Below are 19,440 nucleotides of genomic sequence, written 5' to 3' on the forward strand. Positions count from 1 at the left end.
ATAATACTTATTGGATGGGAATGTTGAGCTGCACCCCAACCTGCTTGGGGGTAACAACTATATTGCTTTGATAGCGGCTATTGTCGCGTTGCGACTGCCAGAGCCAATTGCCGGCGACATAGCCTAGGATCCCGCCGGCGGTGATGTCGGACAGCCAATGATCCTGGCTGGCCAGTCGGCCTGCGGCGCCGAGTGCGGCTATGCCGTATAACCAGGGTTGGTCGTATTCCTTCGCGAATGGTGTAACAGTGGCGAACAGTATCGCCGTGTGATTGGACGTGAAGCTGCTTTGCCAACGCGATGTTCCTGCAGGCTGGCTACGCCATGGTGCGTTGTCATCTCCTGGGCGCGCGCGGTTGGAGGTAAACTTCAACATTTCGCTACCCGCTACTGCAACACCTGCTGACTCCAGCGCAATCAGGCCCGTGTTGCTCAATCGATCATCTCCCAGAGCGAACGCTGCGCCAGAAAGGGCAGCGGTCGCAATAGGCAAATTCTTTCCAACTTGGCCCCAACTCTTTACTAAGCTATTCTGTTGGTGGTCCTTGAATGCGCGGTCTACCCGTTTGTCCAGGGCTGCGGCAGTGGCGACAGCAATTGTCGCGAGCCCTAGCCCTGCAGTCTTATTATCCATTTCTAGCCATTGACTGCTGGAGTCCTCCAGCCGCATTCGAATCACTGGCCAAGGTGTATAGTCGGGTTGCGGCGAGGTGACTTGTGGCAGATTCTGTTCATCGGCGCGTTCCGCGAAATTGCCCAGACCATCGTAGGCATGGATATCGCGTTTGGGGTTGCTGAGAATGTCATAGAGATCGCCTGGAGTCATGACCATTTGGCCGACATCTCGTGTCCAGGGCGACAGTGAGAAGCCGCCGACGGTACGGCTGTCGAAAGTCAGCAGACTATTGAGAGGGATGGTGATGAATATCCCTTTGTCATTGTATGGTTTCTCCGGTGTGCCCGGAGAGGTGATGTCATGGCCATTGGTCTTGGTATACCAGAAGCCGGCTTCGACACCTGAACGGAAGCGGCGAGATAGCTCGAAGCGTACGCCATCATCTTTGGCAAGGAAGCGTCCGGCGCGGACGGTGGTGGTGACACCCATTGGCAACTGGTAGTGCAGCGACGTAATTGCCGTGACGGTTTGGTAATCTCGCTTGCCGAACCAGCCGTTGACATCACGTTGCTGCAAGGCGTCCACCGCCAAATCTACCGCCCAGCTTTGGTTGAAACTAGGATAATACAGAACCTGACCGCCAGCACCGCGGAACATTTCTTCATAGATGCCCGCGGAAGCGCGGGCGTAGACATTGGGCGACAGCGTCATGTACTGGTTCAACAATAGGCGGTTCAGCTTGGGTGTCTTGACTCGCTTATAGTCCGCTATGTCGGACCGAACATGAGGCAAATCACTGTTTGATGGTTGTTTGACTGCCGTGATGGTGTTATATACATCTGCGCTTAACGCGCTATCTAGGTATAAGCCTTTGCTGAAACGTCGTTTGTAGGTTGCCTCAGCCATGATGTCATAGTGGAAGGCACCGCTAGGATCGTTGAAATAGACGCCCAGCTTGGGGGCCAGATGGAAGCGGTTATCTTCGGTATCGTCGCTGGTAACTTGAACCCAATCTCCGTCGCGATTGGTCAGTAGGTTGACATTGATACCATCGCGGAGTGATTGCGCCAGGGTTTGGCTGTTCAGCGGCTCAAGCTCTTGGTCGCGGCCAGATTTGATGTTGACGGTTTGCAGGAAACGCTCACGATTGATCTTGCCCAGCAGATATTGATTGAGCGTGGTCATATCATAAAAGTTATAGGTAGCGACCGGCTGCTCCAGTTCGGTATACACGACTTTGATTTCACGGGTTTCCAGCGGAGCGTAATACAGTGCGGTCCGCACTGCGCGGCCGACTGCACGGCCGACGTTCGATATCCGGCTATTGCCGAGCTCCATCACCAAAGTATCGCGTTGCATGGCGATGCGGATATTCTTGAAATCTTGATTGCCCAGTGCGGAGGCCAGCTGGCGAGCCCGGCTGCTATCGCCTTTCCATTGATCGAGCGTCGGCCGTGTCGGGAGGTCGGGGCCCCCTGTGAAATAAGCAGGCTCCTGAATTTTGGGCACAAACTCGGTTACGTTCAGTGGAATGTCGATATGCGCATTCACGCTATTGTGGGTTTTCTGGCGAGCGACTTGAAGCCCTAACCAGCCCCATTGGTATTCCAGGCCAATGGCAGGACCCTTTTTTCGATATTCTGTCGCAAATGTCTGTGCTACAAATGGATGCGGATCTTGGCTGTAATTATTGGCATCGTACTCTGCAACCAGAGACCAGTTAGGTAGAAAGCTAGGGGTGTAGCGCAGGCCGCCGAACATGCCTTGAATGCGGCCCGAGCCGTAGCCAAGCGTCGTCTCCAGACCTGGGAGAACTTGCTTAGTGGCGATCAGGTTCGTGCCTTTCCATAGGCGAGTGCCTTGGATGTCAGTGAAACCAAGTGAAATTTCCGGCAGCCAGCGGGTCTCCTCTACAAGCCGGAATTTAGTATCGATGGCCTTGTCTTTGTAGCGACCGTAGCCACCGCCATATTGTTGATCGGTAAAGCCTGGTGCACCGGCGATGGAGATGTAGCGCCCCGACACCTCAAGCCAGGGCAGTATGGTGGTCGAGGTCCAGAGAGTGCCGTATGGCTTGTCATAACTGTAGCCGAAGCTCATCGTGCCGTCATCGCCCACACGCGCAGACGGCATATTGATATAGCCAATCTGGCCATTTAATGATGGCTGAGCCAATGCTCCACAGGCAAATAGCAGTGGAACCCCTTTTTGCAACACCCCTGTGACCAGATCATTCCTGGATTTTTTATGCATTCGCACGGCCCGGATTATTTTGAACTTTGATGCACTGCCTGTATTTCAGAGCTTATAGTTTGGCGATGACGGTGAAAAACTATTCTACCCTTGTCTGGGTCATGTCAACAGTATTTTAGGATTGAATCCGAGGTGGTCGAGACTATTTGGGGGCCTGTTGCGGATAAGCATGGCATGATCATATTTTTCTGGCCGCGGATAATGCTTTTTATATGTGGCCGCCTCGTGATCTTGTGTAATAAAGCCAAACAGGCGGAGCCTCGTCCGCCTGCTTTGCTTACTATTAGAGTGATTCTCACATTGTAATGTGATTGGCACTCTTAGTGGTGGGTTGCCGCAGAGTGGCTCGAGGAGGAGTTGCTGTTGCTGGAGACGGCAACAGCTGCTGCGACGGCGGCGCCGATGGCGGCGATGGTGCCTACGCTCAGGCCTGCGATGCCTGCGGTGGTGCCGGCAGCGCCGGCTGCAGCGGCGCTGGTGGTGCCCGCCGCCGATGAGCCTGCAGCAGAAGTGGCTGCTGCTTCCTCAGCCGCAAAGGCCGACGAAGCCAGCATGGAGGAGAGGGCGATGACGGCGATTTTTTTCAGCAGCATGGTGAATCCTTTGCTAGATTATGTTGAACCAAGGGAATTCGTTATAAAGTACTTCCATCCTGCATGATATCCCAACTCACGCATTTTTCAAGATCAGCCAGATGACGTTATCGTGAATTCCTGGCTCGACTCGCGCAATACGGCCTTCGGACAGTGTTAGTCCAGCCAGAAGTCCTGCCGGAGGCGGTGGCCCAGCAGCAGGTTCTGGAACACGGCCGGATCCTTGGTGTAGGTGAGTTCGCCGCTCGCGGGCTGATAGAGATCTTGCAGCCGGGATACCCAGAAGCGCAGCGCGGCGGCCCTGAGCATGACAGGCCAGCAGTCGCGTTCGGCGGCTTCCAGCGGCCTTTCCGATTGATAGCCTTCGAGAAAGGCTTTGGCCAGTCCGCCATCGAGTTCGCCGTCGTCAAGCCGCGCCCAGTCGTTGACCGCGATGGCCACGTCGTACAACAGGATGTCGTTGCAGGCGTAGTAGAAGTCGATGAAGCCGCTGATGTGGTTTCCATTCAACAAAACATTGTCCCGGAACAGGTCGGCATGGATCACGCCGCTGGGCAGGTGATCGAAGCGGTGACTGTCCTGGAACTGTATTTCCTCCCGCAGCAGTTCGGCCTGATCGGCGGGCAGCTGCGGATACAGCTGCTGCGCGGTCCGGCTCCACCAGCGCGGGCCGCGCGGGTTCTTCATCTGCAGCGGGAAGGTGGCGCCGGCCTTGTGCATCTGGGCCAGCGTTTCGCCGACTGCGCGGCATTGCTCCGCGCTGGGGTGGCTGACGTCTTGTCCCCCGAGGCAGCTGACCAGGCAGGCCGGCTTGCCGGCCAGCGTCGACGCGAAGCGGTCGGTGTGGTCGGCGACTGGCGCAGGGCAGGCGACGCCGTGTTTGGCCAGGTGGCTCATCAGCGTCAGGTAGTAGGGCAACTCGTCCAGATGCAGCGTTTCGAACAGCGTCAGCACGTAGCGGCCATGCGTGGTGGTGACGAAGTAGTTGGTATTGGTGATGCCCGCCGCAATGCCTTTCAGCTCAAGCAATTGCCCCAGCGCGTAGCCCTGCAGCCAGTGTTGCAACGATTCCCGGCTGACCGTGGTGTAAACCGACATGCCGCCTCCGTCAGAATCGAACCAGGACCCAGCGGGGGATCACGATGCGGGTCGCAGGGTCGATCTGCCTCATGTTGCCGGAGCCGTTGTCGTCTATCAGGTAATAAGGCACGCCATGGGACGGCGTCACCTTGATCATGTACAGCTGGCCGTTCAGGCGGTATTCCTCGACCTTCTCGTCGCCCTTCTGGATCAGGCGCACTTCCGGTTCCGGCTCGGCGGCGTTGGCGGGGCTGATCGCAGGCGGAGGCGGCACCACAGCCTTGGGCGGGGAGGCGGGCGCCTCGGCGGCCAGGGCGGAGGCCAGCGGCAGGAGGAGAAGCAGGGCGGTGAGGCGGCGCATGGTTTGTCCTTATTCGGTATGCGGTTTTCGAGTTCGGTTTCGATTTTTCCACGGGCGACCCGGTCCTGCCAGAGGACCGGATGCAAGTTGGAGCGCGCAGGGTCTGGCGATGCCAAGGCCGAGTCCGGCGGATGGCCTGCCGGCAGGACTGCCCTTCGCGGCCGCTTTTGGCCGGCGCATGGCTCTGCCTGATGCCCCGCGTTGTGAATGATACTGCGGCGGGGCGATTTCCGCGCCCCGCATCCGGCGGAAAAGCGCCGCGTCCGGGAAAAGATCGTAAATGGGTTCTACAGGTTGAGCAGTTGCTCGCGCTCTTCGGGCAACGCTTCGAAGCCGCGGGTCTCGTAGTGTTTGAAAATGGTGTCGACGATTTGCTGCGGATCGTCGATCAGCTGGATCAGGTTCAGGTCGTCCGGATTGATCATGCCTTCGCTGACCAGCCGTTCCTTGACCCAGTCGAGCAGGCCCGCCCAGAATTCGTGGCAGCACAGGATGATGGGAATCTTGCGGCTCTTGCCGGTCTGGATCAGCGTCAGCGCCTCGAACATCTCGTCCAGCGTGCCGAAGCCGCCGGGCATCACCACATAGGCGATCGCGTGCTTGACGAACATCACCTTGCGGCTGAAGAAGTGGTTGAACTTGACCGCCAGGTCTTGGTAATCGTTGGGTTTCTGTTCGTGCGGCAGCACGATGTTCAGCGCAACGGACGGACTTCTGCCGTAGAATGCCCCCTTGTTGGCGGCTTCCATGATGCCGGGGCCGCCGCCGGATATCACAGAGAAACCGGAGTCGGACAGGCGGCGGGCCACGTCTTCGGTCAGTTTGTAATACTTGTGGTCGCGCGGGGTGCGCGCGCTGCCGAATATGCTGACGGCCGGCGTGATGCCTTGCAGTTCCTCGGCCGACTCGACAAACTCCGACAGTATCTTCATCACGTGCCAGGCTTCGCGCGAACGGAAGCGCTGCATCATGGCGTGACGATCGCTGGTCTGCGGTAACTTATCGGACAAGCTCATACTTCTGCCTCTTATGAAAACATTGTTATTGATCGACGGCTCTTCTTATTTGTACCGCGCCTTTCACGCGATGCCCGATTTGCGTTCTCCGGATGGCCGCCCGGTGGGGGCTGTCTATGGCATGGTCAACATGCTCAGGCGGCTGGAGAAAGAGGTTGAGTTCGATTATAGCGCCTGCGTCTTCGACGCGAAGGGCAAGACTTTCCGCGACGACCTGTACCCCGAATACAAGGCCAACCGCCCGTCGATGCCCGAGGAGCTTGCTTCCCAGATTACGGCGGTCCACGATGTGGTGCAAGCTTCCGGCTGGCCGATGCTGGTGGTGCCGGGCGTGGAGGCCGACGACGTGATCGGCACGCTGGCGCGCCTGGGGGCGGCGGCCGGCATGAAGGTGATCGTCTCCACCGGCGACAAGGACATGGCGCAGCTGGTGACGCCGGACGTCACCTTGGTCAACACCATGACCAACGAGTTGCTGGACGAGGCCGGCGTGAAGGAGAAGTTCGGCGTGCCGCCCAGCCTGATCATCGACTACCTGACCCTGATCGGCGACAAGGTGGACAACGTGCCCGGCGTCGACAAGTGCGGGCCGAAGACCGCGGTCAAATGGCTGGAAGAGTACGGCAGCCTGGACGCCATCATCGCCCAGGCGGGCAGCGTCGGCGGCAAGGTCGGCGAGAACCTGCGCGCGGCGCTGGACTGGCTGCCGATGGGCAGGCGGCTGATCACCATCGATTGCGACGTCGATCTGGAGGCAGACCTGCCGCACGGCTTGCCGGGCCTGCAGCATGGCCAGAAGGACAAGCCGCGGCTGGCCGAATTGTTCCAGGATCTGGGCTTCCGCACCTTCTACCGCGAGGTGACCGAGGGTGCGGAAATGCCGGCCGTCGCGCAACGCGGGGAGGACGCGCCGCGTGGCGGCGAGGCACAGGGCGACATGTTCGCCGAACCGGCCGCGCCTGCGGCACCGCCAGCCCTGTCCGCAGGCGCGCTGGAGCGCCATTACGAAACCATCCTCACCGAAGCGCAACTGGACGCCTGGCTGGCAAGGCTGATGGCGGCCAAGGTAGTGTCGTTCGACACCGAAACCACCAGCCTCGATCCGATGCAGGCGCGCATCGTCGGCGTCAGCTTCTCGGTGGAGGCCGGCCATGCCGCCTACCTGCCGCTGGAGCACCATTACGCCGGCGCGCCGCAGCAACTGCCGCTGGAGGCGGCTCTGGCCAAGCTCAAGCCGTGGCTGGAGGACGCAAGCAAGAAGAAGTGCGGGCAGAACCTGAAATACGACTGCCACGTGCTGGCCAACCACGGCATCGCCCTCGCCGGCATCGCAGACGATTCGATGCTGGCCTCCTACGTGCTGGAAAGCCACCAGCGCCACAATATGGACGACCTGGCGCGCCGCCATCTGGGCGAGAACACCGTCAGTTATGAAGAGATTTGCGGCAAGGGCGCCAAGCAGATCGGCTTCAGCGAGGTCGACGTCGACATCGCCGCCAATTACGCGGCCGAGGACGCCGACATCACGCTGCGCTTGAACCAGTTCTTCGCCGGGCAGCTCTTCGGCGATCTGGAAAAAGTTTACCGCGACATCGAGCTGCCGGTGGCCGAGGTGCTGTTCAAGATGGAACGCCACGGCGTGCTGATAGATCGCGACAAACTGGCCGCGCAGAGCCACCAGCTGGGCAGTCAGATGCTGGAGCTGGAACAGCGGGCCTACGAGCTGGCCGGCCAGCCGTTCAACCTGAATTCGCCGAAGCAGCTGCAGGAAATCCTGTTCGGCAAGCTGGCGATCCCGACCAAGGGCGTCAAGAAAACGCCGTCGGGCGGTTACTCCACCGATGAGTCGGTGCTGGAGCAACTGGCGCTGGATCATCCGCTGCCGAAGTGCATCCTGGAATACCGCGGGCTGGCCAAATTGAAGTCGACTTACACCGACAAGCTGCCGACGCTGATTTATCCACAGACCGGCCGCGTGCACACGACTTATGCACAGGCAGTGGCGATCACCGGACGGCTGGCCAGCAACGATCCGAACCTGCAGAACATTCCGGTGCGCACCGCCGAGGGCCGCCGCGTGCGCGAGGCCTTCATCGCGCCGGCCGGCTGGCAGATCGTTTCGGCCGACTATTCGCAGATCGAACTGCGCATCATGGCCCACCTGTCCGACGACGAAGGCATGCTGAAGGCCTTCGCCAGCGGCGAGGACATCCACCGCGCCACCGCGGCCGAGGTGTTCGGCGTGGAGCTGGCGGCGGTGACGTCCGACCAACGCCGCGCCGCCAAGGCGATCAACTTCGGCCTGATCTACGGCATGAGCGCGTTTGGACTCGCCGCCCAGCTCGACATCGAGCGCAGCGCCGCCCAGCAATACATCGACCGCTACTTCATGCGCTACCCGGGCGTGGCCGAATACATGCAGGCCACGCGCGAGAAGGCGCGCGAGCAGGGCTATGTGGAGACGGTGTTCGGCCGCCGGCTGTACCTGCCGGACATCAAGCTCAGCAACCCGGGCCGGCGCGCCGGCGCCGAGCGCGCGGCGATCAACGCGCCGATGCAGGGCACCGCCGCCGACCTGATCAAGCTGGCGATGATAGCCGTGCAGGACTGGCTGGAGCGCGACGGCTTGCAGAGCAAGCTGATCATGCAGGTGCACGACGAACTGGTGCTGGAAGTGCCGCAGGCCGAGCTGGAGCAGGTCAAGCGCCGGCTGCCGGAAATCATGGCCGGCGCGGCCGAGCTCAAAGTGCCGCTGCTGGCCGAGGTCGGGGCCGGCGACAGCTGGGAAGCCGCGCACTGACGCGCCCATCGCATCCGTCCGGAACGGCGCCATTCGGCGCCGTTTTGTTTTTGCGTCAGCGCGGACCTGCACTTTCGGATATGGGCGCCGCGCGGCGGCTCCGGCTTTGGTACAGGGTGCGCCTGGCGCCGGCGTCGGCGCTTTCAGACTGGCGACTCCCCATATCCGAATGGAGCATGCGATGGGCAGGCCGCTTCAGGCTGGACTGACCTTGCTGGAAATGATGGCCGCGCTGGCGATCGCCGCCGTCGGTGCCTGCCTGGCCTTGCCCATGCTCGGCCAGCAAATGGAACGGCAGCGGCTGCGCGGCCATGCGATGGCGCTGATGGGCAGCCTGGAGCATGCGCGCGCGGAGGCATTGCGGCTCAACCGGCCGGTATACCTGTGCGCCGCCAACCTGAAAGTGAATCGCGAGCTGCAGGGCTGCCTGCCGCGGCAGGCCGGCAGCAGCCAGTCCTGGCCGGAGGGCGTGCTGGTCTACGCGGACCAGGGCGCGGCAAACGCTTACTACGACGGCGGCGAACGCCTGCGCCTGGCGATGTTTGATGGCGACAGGGTGGCGGTGCGCGCGGAGGAGCGGCAGTTGGCGTTGACGGCCGAGGGGCGGCTGCAGTCGTCGCGGCCAGTGCGTTTTGTCCTGAGCGGCCGCAGCCAGTGCCTGGCGCTGACCGTGGCGGCCAATGGGCGGGCCTGGCTGGCGGAGGTGGGCGATGCGTGCGCCTGAGCGCGGATTCAGCCTGGTCGAGGCGCTGGTGGCGCTGTTGATCTGGATGATGGCGGTGCTGGCCTTCAGCGGCGTCCAGGCGCGCGCCTTGCTGCATGCGCGCGAAGCGGAGCTGGAGGGGCGCATCGCCGATGCCGCCGGCAATCTCGCCAATGCCATCCTGGCAAGTCCTGACAAGCTGTGGCCGCTATACCTGGAACAGGGCTATGACGATCATTCGGCTGGCGGCGACTGCGTGGCCGGCTGCACGGCGCAGCAACTGGCCGACGCCAATCTCGCCCGCTTCAAGCGCGAGCTGCGCCTGGCGGGCCGGAGCGAGCAGGCGCGCGGCGTCGTGTGCCGCGGCGACAGCCGGGTGCGGCCGACGCTGGACAAGCCTGGCTGCGACGGCAAGGGCGAGCTGGCGATACGGGTGGCATGGCGCAGCCGGCTGGACGGGAAATGGCGGGAGCAGGCCGGTGTCTGGCCGTTGCGGCCCTAGGCGGCAGCGCGGCGCCTTGCTGCTGGGCATTTTGCTGGCGGTGGCGTTGACCTCGCTGGTTCTGGCGCTGTCGGTGGCGGCATTGGCCGCGGTGCAGCGCAGCGTGCGTGTCGCCGAGCACAGGCTGGCGCGGAGTCACGACGCGCGCTGGGCGCTGAGGCAGTTGGCGCGCGACCTGGCCGGCCATGGGCGTTCGGGCTGCCGGCTTCTGCCATGGCGGGCAGGCGATTTTGCGGCTGGAGAATGGCGGCTGCGACTGCCGGGACGGGAACTGGAGATCGTGCGCGCCGGCCGGTCCGGAGACGATCTGGCCAGCGTGCAGCTGGCGCGGCAACGGTCCGAGGCCTGGCGGCCGTGGTCCCGCGTCTGGCTGGGCAGTTGCGGCGGCGGCTATGCGTTGCAGGGCGGGCGTGCCCATTGGAAGGGCGGGGCCGGCGCGCCGGAATTGGTGCTGACGCCGCCGCTGCCGGTCGCGCCGGGGGCGGAGGGCGTGCATTTGTCGTCGCTGCAGCTGTGGCTGCCTCGCGAGCGGCGGTACCGGTTGGCGCCGGACGCGCGCGGCCAGCGCTTGTTGGCGAGTGAGACGGAGGGCGGGGTGGCGGACGGCGAGGAGCGGGTGTTGCTGGAGGGCGTCAAGCGGCTGGGCCTGCAGTTACTGATGCGGGATGGTTGCGGCGAGGCGGTCCGCTGGAGTTGGCGCGAGGCGTCCGAGTGGCCCGCAGGCCTGTCGCCGCAGGCCGCCCGCCTGATCCTGGAGTGGTATCCCGACGACAAGGAGGATGAGGTGAGCCTGTCCAGCCTGGATCTTGCGCTGGAGCCGGCGGCATCCTGCGAGGCATCGCCATGAGCAGGACTCGTCAGGCGGGAGGCGCGTTGCCGCTGGTGATGTCGCTGCTGGCGGTGCTGGGGTTGCTGGTGCTGTCGTCGTCGCGGCAGTTGGCCGGAGAGGCGCGGCTGGCATCCAACAGCCAGGACAGGCAGCGGGCAGAGACGCAGGCGCGCCAGGCCTTGCTGGGCGCCGAGCAATGGGTGTGGCGGATGGACCGCCGCCTGGGGCTGGACGCCGTGGATCCGGCGCGGCTGTACGGGGAGGGGCGCCTGTTTCCGCCCAGCTGCGACGGGATCGAAGGCAAGGGCTTGTGCGAGCCGATGGTGCCGCCTCACCGGCGCCAAGTGGGCGGCCAGTCGCTGCTCCATCCTTGCGGCAACAGCCGCGAGTACGCGCTGGAGCCGGGCCCGTCGCAGACGGCCTGCCCGCAGCGGGTGCGCGGCGGCGCGCTCAACTGGGCCAATCCGCGCTACGTGGTGGAGCTGATCGACCCTCGCTTCGGCGAGTCGGCCGGCGACAGGCTGTACCGGATCACGGTGCGCGCCTGGGGCCGGCATCCGCAGAGCGAGGTGACGCTGCAAAGCTGGTACCGGGTCGGCGAGGGCGTGGCCGAAGGCCGGCGGCTGGACTGGCGGGAGGTGGGGGAATGAAGCGGAAACGGGGGTTCAGCCTGCTGGAGCTGGTCGGCTGCATGGCCATTTTGGCCATCTTGCTGACGCTGGCCGTGCCGGGATACCTGCAGTATCTGCAGCGGGCGCGGATGGCGGAGGCCAGGGCGGCATTGATGGAGAATGGCCATTTCATGCAGCGCTGGTACCAGTTGCGCGGCGTTTACCACCAGGAAGGGCCGCTATCCTGGCCGCCTTTGCCGGTGCTGGAAACCGGCGCTTTCGTGATCGGCTTCAGCAGCGCGGCGCCGACGTCGGACAATATCGACCAGGCCAGCTTCATCATCGAGGCCCGTGCCAAGACGGGATCGGGCCTCGAGGAATGGCTGCTGAAGCTGGACCAGGATGGCAATATCCGCCAGTGCCGGCAGGAGGACGGCGTCGAGAACTGCCGGCTGTAGCCGGAGCCGGCGGCGCGTTCTCAGGCTTTTTCCGGCGCGGGATCGTCGCCCCAGGGCGCCACCCGTACCAGCAGCATCATGCCGGGCAGGGCCAGCGCCGTGCACAGGAAGAAGAACGAGGTCCAACCCACCGAGTCGACGATGTAGCCGGTGGCGGCGTTAGCCAGCGTGCGCGGCACCGCGGCCAGGCTGGTGAACAGCGCGAACTGGGTGGCGGTGTAGGCCGGGTGGGTGCTGCGGGCGATGAAGGCGACGAAGGCCGCGGTGCCGAGGCCTACGCCCAGCGCCTCGAAGCCGATCACCACCGCCAGCATGGAAAGCTCGGACGCGCCGATGTTGTCGAAGCGGCCGTAGCTGGATAGCCAGGCGAAGCCGAGTATCGACACCACCTGCACCACGCCGAAGGCCCACAGCGCTCGGTTGATGCCCAGCTTGATCATCCATAGCCCGCCGAGCAAGCCGCCGGCCACGGCAGGCCACAGCGCCGCGTGCTTGGCCACCAGGCCGATCTGCGACTTGGCGTAGCCCATGTCGAGATAGAACGGCGTGGCCAGCGAGGTGGCCATGCTGTCGCCCAGCTTGTACAGGAAGATGAAGCCCAGTATCCACAGCGCGCCTTGCCAGCCCTGGCGGGTGAGGAATTCGTGGAAAGGCTCCACCACCGCCTCGCGCAGCGTTTTCGGGCTGCCCGAGGCCAGCGCCGGCTCCTTCACCATCAGCGTCATCAGCGCGCCCGGCAGCATGAACAGCGCGGTGACCACGAACACGCTGGCCCAGTCCAGGTGGTCGGCCAGGATCAGCGACAGAGAGCCCGGCACCAGGCCGGCCAGCCGGTAGGCGTTGATGTGGACGGTATTGCCGAGGCCGAGCTGGGCGTCGCTGAGAATCTCGCGGCGAAAGGCGTCCAGCACGATGTCCTGGCTGGCGGAGAAGAAGGCGACCGCCAGCGCCAGGCCGGCGATGCTCCAGATGTCCTCTCGCGGATCAAATAGGCCGAGCAGCGCGAGGCCGGCCAGCAGCGCCAGCTGGGTGGCCAGCATCCAGCCGCGGCGGCGGCCCAGCAGCGGCAGCGCGAAACGGTCCAGCAGCGGCGACCACAGGAATTTCCAGGTGTAGGGCAGGCCGATCAGCGCGAACAGGCCGATGGACTTGAGATCGACGCCTTCGCTGCGCAGCCAGGCCGGCAGCAAATTGATCAGGGTGTACAGCGGCAGGCCGGAGGCGAAGCCGGTGAACACGCAGACGAGCATGGTGCGCGAGAACACGTCGCGCCGCCAGTTGATGGTGGCCAGGGTCATGTGCTTGTTGTCGTGGTGGTGGACGGGCCGCCCGCGCTTGCGGGCGGGCGGAGGTCGGCGGAGGCGGGCGCGGAGCCCGTCGGGGGCGGTTTCAGCGCCGCAGCGCCTGCGCTATCTTTTGGTCGGTCTTGTACTGGCTGAGCGCGTACACCGACCACAGCGCGGCCGGCAGCCAGCCGATCAGCGTCAGCTGCAGGACCAGGCAGATCAGTCCGGCGAACGGTCGGCCTATGGTGAAGAACTGCAGCCAGGGCAGGAAAATGGCCAGCAACAGGCGCATGCGTCTCTCCTTGTGCGAGGCGGGGTCAGCCGCGGGCCACCCGGTAAAACGCCAGGCTGCCGCGCAGGTTAGGCAGCAAGGATACCTGTTTGCCCTTGTCCATGACCACCCTCTGAACCACTCGGATGCGGTTCTTGGCGCAGAGTTCCTCGAAGTCGCCCAGCATGCACCAGTGGATGTTGGGGGTGTCGTACCACTGGTAGGGGATGGTGTCGGACACCGGCATGTGGCCCTGCAGGATCTGCAGCCGGTTCTGCCAGTAGCCGAAATTGGGGAAGGTGACGATGGCCTCGCGGCCGACGCGTAGCATCTCGTTGAGGATGGCCTCGGTGTGGCGCATCGCCTGTATCGTCTGCGACAGCACCACGTGGTCGAAGCGCTGGTCGCCGAATTCGGCGAGGCCGGTTTCCAGGTCGCCTTGCACCGCGTTGACGCCGGCGGCGACGCAGCGCACCACGTTGGCGACGTCGAAGTCCACGCCGTAACCCAGCACCTGCTTGTCCTGCTGCAGCGCCGCCAGCAGCCTGCCGTCGCCGCAGCCCAGGTCCAGCACCCGGCTGTGCGGGGCGATCCAGTCGGCGATCAGCCTGAGGTCGGAGCGGAGAGTCTGGATGGCGTTCATGCGTTCACCTCCTTGGCCACGCGGTCCAGGTAGGCGCGCATCAGGTCCACATACGGTTGGTCGGTCATCAGGAAGGCGTCGTGGCCGTGCACCGACTCGATCTCGGCGTAGCTGACGCGCTTGCCGGCGGCGATCAGCGCCTTCACCGTCTCGCGCGAGCGCTCCGGCGAGAAGCGCCAGTCGCTGGTGAAGCTGGCCACCATGAACGCCGCCTGCGCCGGCTTCAGCGCGGCGGCCAGGTCGCCGCCGTGCGCGGCGGCGGGGTCGAAGTAGTCCAGCGCCTTGGTCATCAGCAGATAGGTGTTGGCGTCGAAGTAATCGGAGAACTTGTCGCCTTGGTAGCGCAGGTAGCTCTCGATCTCGAACTCCACGTCGTAGCCGAAGCGGTATTCCCCCGAGCGCAGCATGCGGCCGAATTTCTCGCCCATGCCATCGTCGGACAGATAGGTGATGTGGCCCAGCATCCGCGCCAGCCTGAGGCCGCGGCGGGGGATGGTGCCCTGCTGGTAGAAGTCGCCGCCGCAAAAGTCCGGGTCGGTGAGGATGGCCTGGCGCGCGACGTCGTTGAAGGCGATGTTCTGCGCCGACAGCTTGGGCGCGGAGGCGATCACCAGCGCGTGCGCGACGCGTTCCGGATAGGCGATGCTCCAGTGCAGCGCCTGCATGCCGCCCAGCGAGCCGCCTATCACCGCCGCCCAGCGTTCAATGCCGAGCCGGTCGGCCAGGCGCGCCTGCGAGGTCACCCAGTCCGGCACCGTCATCACCGGAAAGGCCGAGCCCCACGGCTGGCCGGTGGCCGGGTTGACGCTGGACGGGCCGGTGCTGCCGTGGCAACCGCCCAGGTTGTTGACGCCGACCACGAAGAAGCGGCGGGTGTCGATCGGCTTGCCGGGGCCGATCATATTGTCCCACCAGCCCGGGGTCTTGTCGTCGGCGCGGTAATAGCCGGCGACATGGTGGTGGCCGGACAATGCGTGGCAGATCAGGATGGCGTTGCTCTTGTCGGCGTTGAGTTTGCCGTAGGTCTCGAAACGCAGCTGATAGCCCGGCAGCGCGGCGCCGCTGGCGAGCGGCAGGGGAATGTCGAACGCGGCATCCTGGGCCGCGACGATGCCTACCGAACAGTTGGTGTCGGTCATGGGTGCTTGCCTCTTCTATTTGTCCGCGTCCGCCGCCCTCTGCCGGGGCTGGTCTGGATGCGGTCTCCTGCGGCTACCGGTCGATTATATCCATAACATAAGCTTGCGCGGGAGTATGGCGCGCCGGGATAATCGGCCGGGTTCCCGCCACGGTCCCCATCATGTTCGGACGCCTGTTCAAATTCTTCGTGCTGTGCCTGCTGGCCTGGGCGGTCGCCCGCTGGTTCCTCAAGCCCAGCCAGCGCCGCAACGTGCACGAGCTCGTTTCCGCGCTGGCCATCGCGCTGCTGGTCAGCGCCGGCCTGTTCTGCGTGCTTTACTGGCTGGGCTGGCGGAACATCTGAATCGACAAGTCCTTGATCCGGCGCATTTTGCCGCCGGCGCCGCCGCGCTAGACTGCGGACTTTTGTCTGCAGCCCGATGGATCTTACCCGCCACCTCCACACCTTCGGCCATTACCTGAAACGACGCTTCGGCGAGACTGTGCACAAGCTGTCGCTGGCCGGCGATTTCACCTGTCCCAACCGCGACGGCACGCTGGGGCGCGGCGGCTGCACCTTCTGCGATGTGCGCAGCTTCGGCCGGGAGGCCGCCAGCCTGTCCATCGCCGAGCAGATCGCGCGGGAAAAGGAAAAGACCGGCCGCGCCCGCAAGTATCTCGCCTATTTCCAGGCCTATACCAGCACCTATGCCGAAGTGGAGACGCTGCGCGCGCTGTACGACGAGGCGATGACGGCTGCCGACGTGGCCGGCTTGTGCGTCGGCACCCGGCCGGACTGCGTGCCGGACGCGGCGCTGGACCTGCTGGCCTCGTACCAGGCTGGCGGCGCCGAGGTGTGGCTGGAGCTGGGCCTGCAGACCGCGCACGACCGCACCCAGGCGCGGATCCGCCGCGGCCACGGGCTGGCCGACTACCGCGACGCCGTCGCCCGCGCCCATGCGCGCGGCCTCAAGGTATGCGCCCACCTGATCGCCGGCCTGCCGGGCGAGGACGCGGATGATGTCCATTCGACCCTGCGCGCCGTGCTGGACATCGGCGTGGAGGGGCTGAAGCTGCATCCGCTGATGATCGTGCGCGGCAGCCGGATGGCGGCGCAATACCGGCGCGGCGAAGTGACGCCGATGAGCCTGGACGCCTACGCCGGCCTCGCCGCCGACCTGATCCGCCGCACGCCGCCTGAAATCGTCTACCACCGCATCTCGGCCACCGCCCAGGCGCCGACTCTGATCGCGCCCGACTGGTGCGGGCCGCGCTGGGCGGCGCTGCAGGCGATAGGCGAGCGGCTGGCGCGGGACGGCGGGCAGGGCAGCGCGCTCGGCCGAAGCTGGAGGCCTGAATAACACGGGCTGGAAAAACTGTTTGCATGCGCTACTGTCAGAATCCGGAAGGTCATCCGACCAAATGGAAACGACAGGAGAGCCGCCATGTTGATCAGGAAACCCGCCGACCATTTGCCGTCGGAAATCACCAGCGAATCGGTGTATTTCAACCGCCGCCAATTCATGGCCGGCGCCGCCGGCCTGCTGCTGTCGGCCGAGACGCTGGCCGGGCTGGCCGCCAAGAAGAGCCCGCTGTCGCAGCTGGCCGCCAACGACAAGCCCAACAGCCTGAAGGACATCACCAGCTACAACAATTTCTACGAGTTCGGCACCGACAAGTCCGATCCGGCGGAGAACGCGCACACGCTGCGCGCCCGGCCGTGGAGCGTGCTGGTGGACGGCGAAGTGGCCAAGCCGCGCCGCTTCTCTATCGAGGAGCTGCTGAAATTTCCGCTGGAGGAGCGCGTCTACCGGCTGCGCTGCGTCGAAGGCTGGAGCATGGTGATTCCCTGGGTGGGCTTTCCGCTGGCCAGCCTGATCAAGCAGATGAACCCCACCTCGCGTGCCAAGTACGTGGCGTTCGAGACCCTGCAGCGGCCCAGCGAAATGCCGGGCCAGCGCCAGGCGGTGCTGGACTGGCCGTACCGCGAAGGCCTGCGCATCGACGAGGTGATGCATCCGCTGGCCATTCTCGCCGTCGGCCTGTACGGCAATGCGCTGCCCAATCAGAACGGCGCGCCGATCCGGCTGGTGGTGCCGTGGAAATACGGTTTCAAGAGCATCAAGTCCATCGTCCGCATCCGGCTGCAGGAAACGATGCCGGCCACCAGCTGGAATATGGCCAACGCCCATGAGTACGGCTTCTATTCCAATGTGAACCCGGATGTCGACCACCCGCGCTGGAGCCAGGCTTCCGAGCGCCGCATCGGCGAGTTCTTCAAACGCAAGACGCTGCCGTTCAACGGCTACGCCGAGCAGGTGGCCGGGCTGTACCGCGGCATGGACCTGAGGAAGAACTTTTGATGACGACGCTGCGCATGAGATTTCCCGCCATTCCGGCCGAACGCCGGCTTGCCGTCGGCAAGGTCTTGCTGTTCATCGCCTGCCTGCTGCCGCTCGCGCGCGCGGCGTGGATCGTGCTCATGGGCGAAGCGGTGAACCCGGTGGAGTTCATCACCCGCTCCACCGGCACCTGGACGCTGGTGTGGCTGCTGGCCACGCTGTCCATGACGCCGCTGCGTCGTCTCAGCGGCCAGGCCTGGCCGCTGAAATGCCGGCGCATGCTGGGCCTGTTCGCCTTCTTCTACGCCAGCCTGCACTTCACCACCTATGTCTGGCTGGACCAGTTCTTCGACTGGCCGCACATCCTGAAGGACATCGCCAAGCGGCCGTTCATCACCGTCGGCTTCGCCGCCATCGTCTTGATGTCGCCGCTGGCGCTGACCTCCACCCAGGGCTGGATGCGGCGTCTGAAGCGCAACTGGGGCAAGCTGCACCGGCTGGTGTACCCGGTGGCGGTGCTGGCGGTGGTCCATTACTGGTGGCTGGTGAAGAAGGACATCACCCAGCCACTGATCTACGCCGCCGTGCTGGTCGGCTTGCTGGGCCTGCGCGCGTGGTGGCGCGCGCGCAAGGCTTGATCCCGCCGCTTGGCAAGGGGGCGGGCGGGTTTTAAAGTGTGGCGTTTTGTATCGGAAAGAACGTCATGTCCAGCAAGGCTCCCGTCACCCAGGCCATCCGCGTGCTGCGCGAGCACAAGGTCGATTACACCGAACACCTGTACAAGTACGAGGAAAAGGGCGGCACCACGGTGTCGGCGCGGGAGCTGGGCGTCGACGAGCACGCGGTGGTGAAAACGCTGATCATGGAGGACGAGAACAAGCGTCCGCTGATCGTGCTGATGCACGGCGACCGCGAGGTCGGCACCGGCATGCTGGCCAAGCAGATCGGCGCCAAGAAAGTCCACCCCTGCGACCCCAAGACCGCGGACAAGCACAGCGGCTATCAGGTGGGCGGCACCAGTCCCTTCGGCACCCGCCACGCGATGCCGGTGTACATGGAGGCCAGCATCGCGGAATTGCCGGTCATCTACATCAATGGCGGCAAGCGCGGCTTCCTGGTCGGCGTGAGCCCGCGGGACGTGATCCGGGTGTTGAGCCCGACGCTGGTCAGCGCGGCGGCGTAGTGTCGGGGAAGTTGCGCTGGTAGATCGCATTCAGGCTGCCGTCCTTTTCCATCTGCCCCAGCGCCCGGCCGAAGTCGTCGCGTATCCGCGTCGCTTGCGGGTAGCTGCGCGAGAACATCAGCGCCAGCGGCGTCTCTTTGTCGAGCGGCGTCGGAATGTAGCCGAACTCCTTCTCGCGCCCGGGGAAGACGCTGTGGATCTGGTACAGCCCGCGCTCCAGCACCATGGGAACCAGGTCCAGATGCCCCAGGTAGAGCTGCCGCAGCGCGTTGACCTCGTCGCTGGTCATCAGCGTGTTCAGCCGGTGGCGCTGGAACAACGGGAGATACCAGTAGCCCAGCTGGATGGCGACGCGATAGCCGCGCAATTCGTCCAGCGACTTGAAGGGCTGCGGCGGATTCGGCTGATGGGGCTTGTGATAGAACAGGTAGCTGGTGGAATGCATCAGCGGAGCGGAAAAGTCGAAATCCTTTTCCCGCTCGGGCGTCGGGCGATAGGGAAAGGCGGCGGCGGCCTTGCCGGACTTGGTCAGCAGCTCCGTCTGCGGCCAGCTCTGGAAGGAAATGCGGACTTGGTAGCCGGCGCGGCGAAAGGCTTCGCGGACGATCTCGGTGTACACGCCCTGTTCCGGCAGCTGTTGCGACACGTAAGGTGGCCACTCCCCGCTGGCGAGGTCCACTGTCAGCTCGGCGGCCTGGGCGCGGCAGGCCAAGCACAAGGCGAGAGCGGGTAGCAGTAGACGCCACATGGCTTTTCCTAGCGGGGGGACACTGT

The 19,440-nt window shown here is 64.3% G+C and carries 21 protein-coding genes; 11 read left to right on the forward strand and 10 right to left on the reverse strand.

Features of this window, described 5'->3' with window-relative positions:
• Positions 1–7: 7 nt before the first annotated feature.
• The 5 genes from CV_RS03785 to CV_RS03805 all read right to left on the reverse strand — a co-directional run bounded on the left by CV_RS03785 (position 8) and on the right by CV_RS03805 (position 5,919).
• On the reverse strand, positions 8–2,869 hold the full coding sequence (locus CV_RS03785; RefSeq protein ID WP_011134329.1) for a YjbH domain-containing protein: 2,862 nt from the start codon (positions 2,867–2,869) through the stop codon (positions 8–10).
• A gap of 320 nt (positions 2,870–3,189) precedes the next feature.
• Positions 3,190–3,462, reverse strand: coding sequence for a hypothetical protein (locus CV_RS22690; protein ID WP_011134330.1), 273 nt, complete (start codon positions 3,460–3,462; stop codon positions 3,190–3,192).
• 156 nt (positions 3,463–3,618) lie between these two features.
• Complete coding sequence (locus CV_RS03795) at positions 3,619–4,560, reverse strand: homoserine kinase (RefSeq protein WP_011134331.1); 942 nt, start codon at positions 4,558–4,560, stop codon at positions 3,619–3,621.
• 10 nt (positions 4,561–4,570) lie between these two features.
• On the reverse strand, positions 4,571–4,903 hold the full coding sequence (locus CV_RS03800; protein WP_011134332.1) for a DUF2782 domain-containing protein: 333 nt from the start codon (positions 4,901–4,903) through the stop codon (positions 4,571–4,573).
• 287 nt (positions 4,904–5,190) lie between these two features.
• Complete coding sequence (locus CV_RS03805) at positions 5,191–5,919, reverse strand: TIGR00730 family Rossman fold protein (RefSeq protein WP_011134333.1); 729 nt, start codon at positions 5,917–5,919, stop codon at positions 5,191–5,193.
• A 13-nt stretch (positions 5,920–5,932) separates the two neighbouring features.
• Between CV_RS03805 and polA the strand changes: the two genes are divergently transcribed.
• The 6 genes from polA to CV_RS03835 all read left to right on the forward strand — a co-directional run bounded on the left by polA (position 5,933) and on the right by CV_RS03835 (position 11,822).
• Positions 5,933–8,719 carry a DNA polymerase I gene (gene polA, locus CV_RS03810; RefSeq protein WP_011134334.1) on the forward strand — a complete coding sequence of 929 codons (2,787 nt, stop codon included), beginning with the start codon at positions 5,933–5,935 and terminating at the stop codon, positions 8,717–8,719.
• A gap of 181 nt (positions 8,720–8,900) precedes the next feature.
• Positions 8,901–9,443, forward strand: coding sequence for a GspH/FimT family pseudopilin (locus CV_RS03815; RefSeq protein WP_011134335.1), 543 nt, complete (start codon positions 8,901–8,903; stop codon positions 9,441–9,443).
• Positions 9,430–9,924, forward strand: coding sequence for a hypothetical protein (locus tag CV_RS03820; protein WP_043595444.1), 495 nt, complete (start codon positions 9,430–9,432; stop codon positions 9,922–9,924). Before CV_RS03815 ends, CV_RS03820 begins: the two co-directional genes overlap by 14 nt.
• The gene (locus tag CV_RS03825; protein ID WP_147296166.1) at positions 9,902–10,771 is read left to right on the forward strand and encodes a hypothetical protein; all 870 of its coding nucleotides are present in this window, start codon (positions 9,902–9,904) and stop codon (positions 10,769–10,771) included. The genes CV_RS03820 and CV_RS03825 overlap by 23 nt, the downstream gene beginning before the upstream one ends.
• Positions 10,768–11,403 (forward strand): pilus assembly protein, encoded by a 636-nt coding sequence (locus CV_RS03830; RefSeq protein ID WP_011134337.1) that lies wholly within the window; start codon positions 10,768–10,770, stop codon positions 11,401–11,403. The genes CV_RS03825 and CV_RS03830 overlap by 4 nt, the downstream gene beginning before the upstream one ends.
• The gene (locus CV_RS03835) at positions 11,400–11,822 is read left to right on the forward strand and encodes a type IV pilin protein (protein WP_043595449.1); all 423 of its coding nucleotides are present in this window, start codon (positions 11,400–11,402) and stop codon (positions 11,820–11,822) included. Before CV_RS03830 ends, CV_RS03835 begins: the two co-directional genes overlap by 4 nt.
• Before the next feature lie 20 nt (positions 11,823–11,842).
• Here the strand turns inward: CV_RS03835 and CV_RS03840 are convergent, their stop codons facing one another.
• From CV_RS03840 to CV_RS03855, 4 genes are all read right to left on the reverse strand, one after another.
• On the reverse strand, positions 11,843–13,120 hold the full coding sequence (locus tag CV_RS03840) for an AmpG family muropeptide MFS transporter (RefSeq protein WP_011134338.1): 1,278 nt from the start codon (positions 13,118–13,120) through the stop codon (positions 11,843–11,845).
• A gap of 91 nt (positions 13,121–13,211) precedes the next feature.
• Positions 13,212–13,400, reverse strand: a complete 189-nt coding sequence (locus tag CV_RS03845) for a YqaE/Pmp3 family membrane protein (protein WP_011134339.1) — start codon at positions 13,398–13,400, stop codon at positions 13,212–13,214.
• A gap of 25 nt (positions 13,401–13,425) precedes the next feature.
• Positions 13,426–14,022 carry a methionine biosynthesis protein MetW gene (gene metW / locus CV_RS03850; protein WP_011134340.1) on the reverse strand — a complete coding sequence of 199 codons (597 nt, stop codon included), beginning with the start codon at positions 14,020–14,022 and terminating at the stop codon, positions 13,426–13,428.
• Positions 14,019–15,161, reverse strand: coding sequence for a homoserine O-succinyltransferase MetX (locus CV_RS03855; RefSeq protein ID WP_011134341.1), 1,143 nt, complete (start codon positions 15,159–15,161; stop codon positions 14,019–14,021). The genes metW and CV_RS03855 overlap by 4 nt, the downstream gene beginning before the upstream one ends.
• Before the next feature lie 161 nt (positions 15,162–15,322).
• Here CV_RS03855 and CV_RS03860 point away from each other — a divergent pair, with 161 nt between their 5' ends.
• From CV_RS03860 to ybaK, 5 genes are all read left to right on the forward strand, one after another.
• On the forward strand, positions 15,323–15,505 hold the full coding sequence (locus CV_RS03860; protein WP_011134342.1) for a protein MIGRI: 183 nt from the start codon (positions 15,323–15,325) through the stop codon (positions 15,503–15,505).
• Positions 15,506–15,581: 76 nt separating this feature from the next.
• On the forward strand, positions 15,582–16,502 hold the full coding sequence (locus CV_RS03865; RefSeq protein WP_011134343.1) for a TIGR01212 family radical SAM protein: 921 nt from the start codon (positions 15,582–15,584) through the stop codon (positions 16,500–16,502).
• Between the two features lie 84 nt (positions 16,503–16,586).
• Positions 16,587–17,504, forward strand: a complete 918-nt coding sequence (gene msrP, locus CV_RS03870; protein WP_011134344.1) for a protein-methionine-sulfoxide reductase catalytic subunit MsrP — start codon at positions 16,587–16,589, stop codon at positions 17,502–17,504.
• Entirely contained in the window at positions 17,504–18,121 is a 618-nt protein-coding gene (locus tag CV_RS03875) for a sulfite oxidase heme-binding subunit YedZ (protein WP_011134345.1), read from the forward strand. The genes msrP and CV_RS03875 overlap by 1 nt, the downstream gene beginning before the upstream one ends.
• A gap of 65 nt (positions 18,122–18,186) precedes the next feature.
• The gene (gene ybaK / locus CV_RS03880; protein ID WP_011134346.1) at positions 18,187–18,666 is read left to right on the forward strand and encodes a Cys-tRNA(Pro) deacylase; all 480 of its coding nucleotides are present in this window, start codon (positions 18,187–18,189) and stop codon (positions 18,664–18,666) included.
• Here the strand turns inward: ybaK and CV_RS03885 are convergent.
• Entirely contained in the window at positions 18,650–19,414 is a 765-nt protein-coding gene (locus CV_RS03885; protein ID WP_011134347.1) for a substrate-binding periplasmic protein, read from the reverse strand. The genes ybaK and CV_RS03885 overlap by 17 nt on opposite strands.
• Between the last annotated feature and the right edge of the window lie 26 nt (positions 19,415–19,440).

The sequence above is a fragment of the Chromobacterium violaceum ATCC 12472 genome (assembly GCF_000007705.1).
Taxonomy (GTDB): Bacteria; Pseudomonadota; Gammaproteobacteria; order Burkholderiales; family Chromobacteriaceae; genus Chromobacterium; species Chromobacterium violaceum.

What these genes read in the sequence shown, in the direction of transcription:
- CV_RS22690 (WP_011134330.1), bottom strand. Translation starts at nt 3,462, where the DNA reads ATGCTGCTGAAAAAAATCGCCGTCATCGCCCTCTCCTCCATGCTGGCT.
- CV_RS03820 (WP_043595444.1), top strand. Translation starts at nt 9,430, where the DNA reads ATGCGTGCGCCTGAGCGCGGATTCAGCCTGGTCGAGGCGCTGGTGGCG.
- CV_RS03875 (WP_011134345.1), top strand. Translation starts at nt 17,504, where the DNA reads ATGACGACGCTGCGCATGAGATTTCCCGCCATTCCGGCCGAACGCCGG.
- CV_RS03840 (WP_011134338.1), bottom strand. Translation starts at nt 13,120, where the DNA reads ATGACCCTGGCCACCATCAACTGGCGGCGCGACGTGTTCTCGCGCACC.
- CV_RS03795 (WP_011134331.1), bottom strand. Translation starts at nt 4,560, where the DNA reads ATGTCGGTTTACACCACGGTCAGCCGGGAATCGTTGCAACACTGGCTG.
- ybaK (WP_011134346.1), top strand. Translation starts at nt 18,187, where the DNA reads ATGTCCAGCAAGGCTCCCGTCACCCAGGCCATCCGCGTGCTGCGCGAG.
- CV_RS03830 (WP_011134337.1), top strand. Translation starts at nt 10,768, where the DNA reads ATGAGCAGGACTCGTCAGGCGGGAGGCGCGTTGCCGCTGGTGATGTCG.
- CV_RS03815 (WP_011134335.1), top strand. Translation starts at nt 8,901, where the DNA reads ATGGGCAGGCCGCTTCAGGCTGGACTGACCTTGCTGGAAATGATGGCC.
- CV_RS03835 (WP_043595449.1), top strand. Translation starts at nt 11,400, where the DNA reads ATGAAGCGGAAACGGGGGTTCAGCCTGCTGGAGCTGGTCGGCTGCATG.
- msrP (WP_011134344.1), top strand. Translation starts at nt 16,587, where the DNA reads ATGTTGATCAGGAAACCCGCCGACCATTTGCCGTCGGAAATCACCAGC.
- CV_RS03785 (WP_011134329.1), bottom strand. Translation starts at nt 2,869, where the DNA reads ATGCATAAAAAATCCAGGAATGATCTGGTCACAGGGGTGTTGCAAAAA.
- CV_RS03800 (WP_011134332.1), bottom strand. Translation starts at nt 4,903, where the DNA reads ATGCGCCGCCTCACCGCCCTGCTTCTCCTCCTGCCGCTGGCCTCCGCC.
- polA (WP_011134334.1), top strand. Translation starts at nt 5,933, where the DNA reads ATGAAAACATTGTTATTGATCGACGGCTCTTCTTATTTGTACCGCGCC.
- CV_RS03885 (WP_011134347.1), bottom strand. Translation starts at nt 19,414, where the DNA reads ATGTGGCGTCTACTGCTACCCGCTCTCGCCTTGTGCTTGGCCTGCCGC.
- CV_RS03805 (WP_011134333.1), bottom strand. Translation starts at nt 5,919, where the DNA reads ATGAGCTTGTCCGATAAGTTACCGCAGACCAGCGATCGTCACGCCATG.
- CV_RS03865 (WP_011134343.1), top strand. Translation starts at nt 15,582, where the DNA reads ATGGATCTTACCCGCCACCTCCACACCTTCGGCCATTACCTGAAACGA.
- CV_RS03845 (WP_011134339.1), bottom strand. Translation starts at nt 13,400, where the DNA reads ATGCGCCTGTTGCTGGCCATTTTCCTGCCCTGGCTGCAGTTCTTCACC.
- CV_RS03855 (WP_011134341.1), bottom strand. Translation starts at nt 15,161, where the DNA reads ATGACCGACACCAACTGTTCGGTAGGCATCGTCGCGGCCCAGGATGCC.
- metW (WP_011134340.1), bottom strand. Translation starts at nt 14,022, where the DNA reads ATGAACGCCATCCAGACTCTCCGCTCCGACCTCAGGCTGATCGCCGAC.
- CV_RS03860 (WP_011134342.1), top strand. Translation starts at nt 15,323, where the DNA reads ATGTTCGGACGCCTGTTCAAATTCTTCGTGCTGTGCCTGCTGGCCTGG.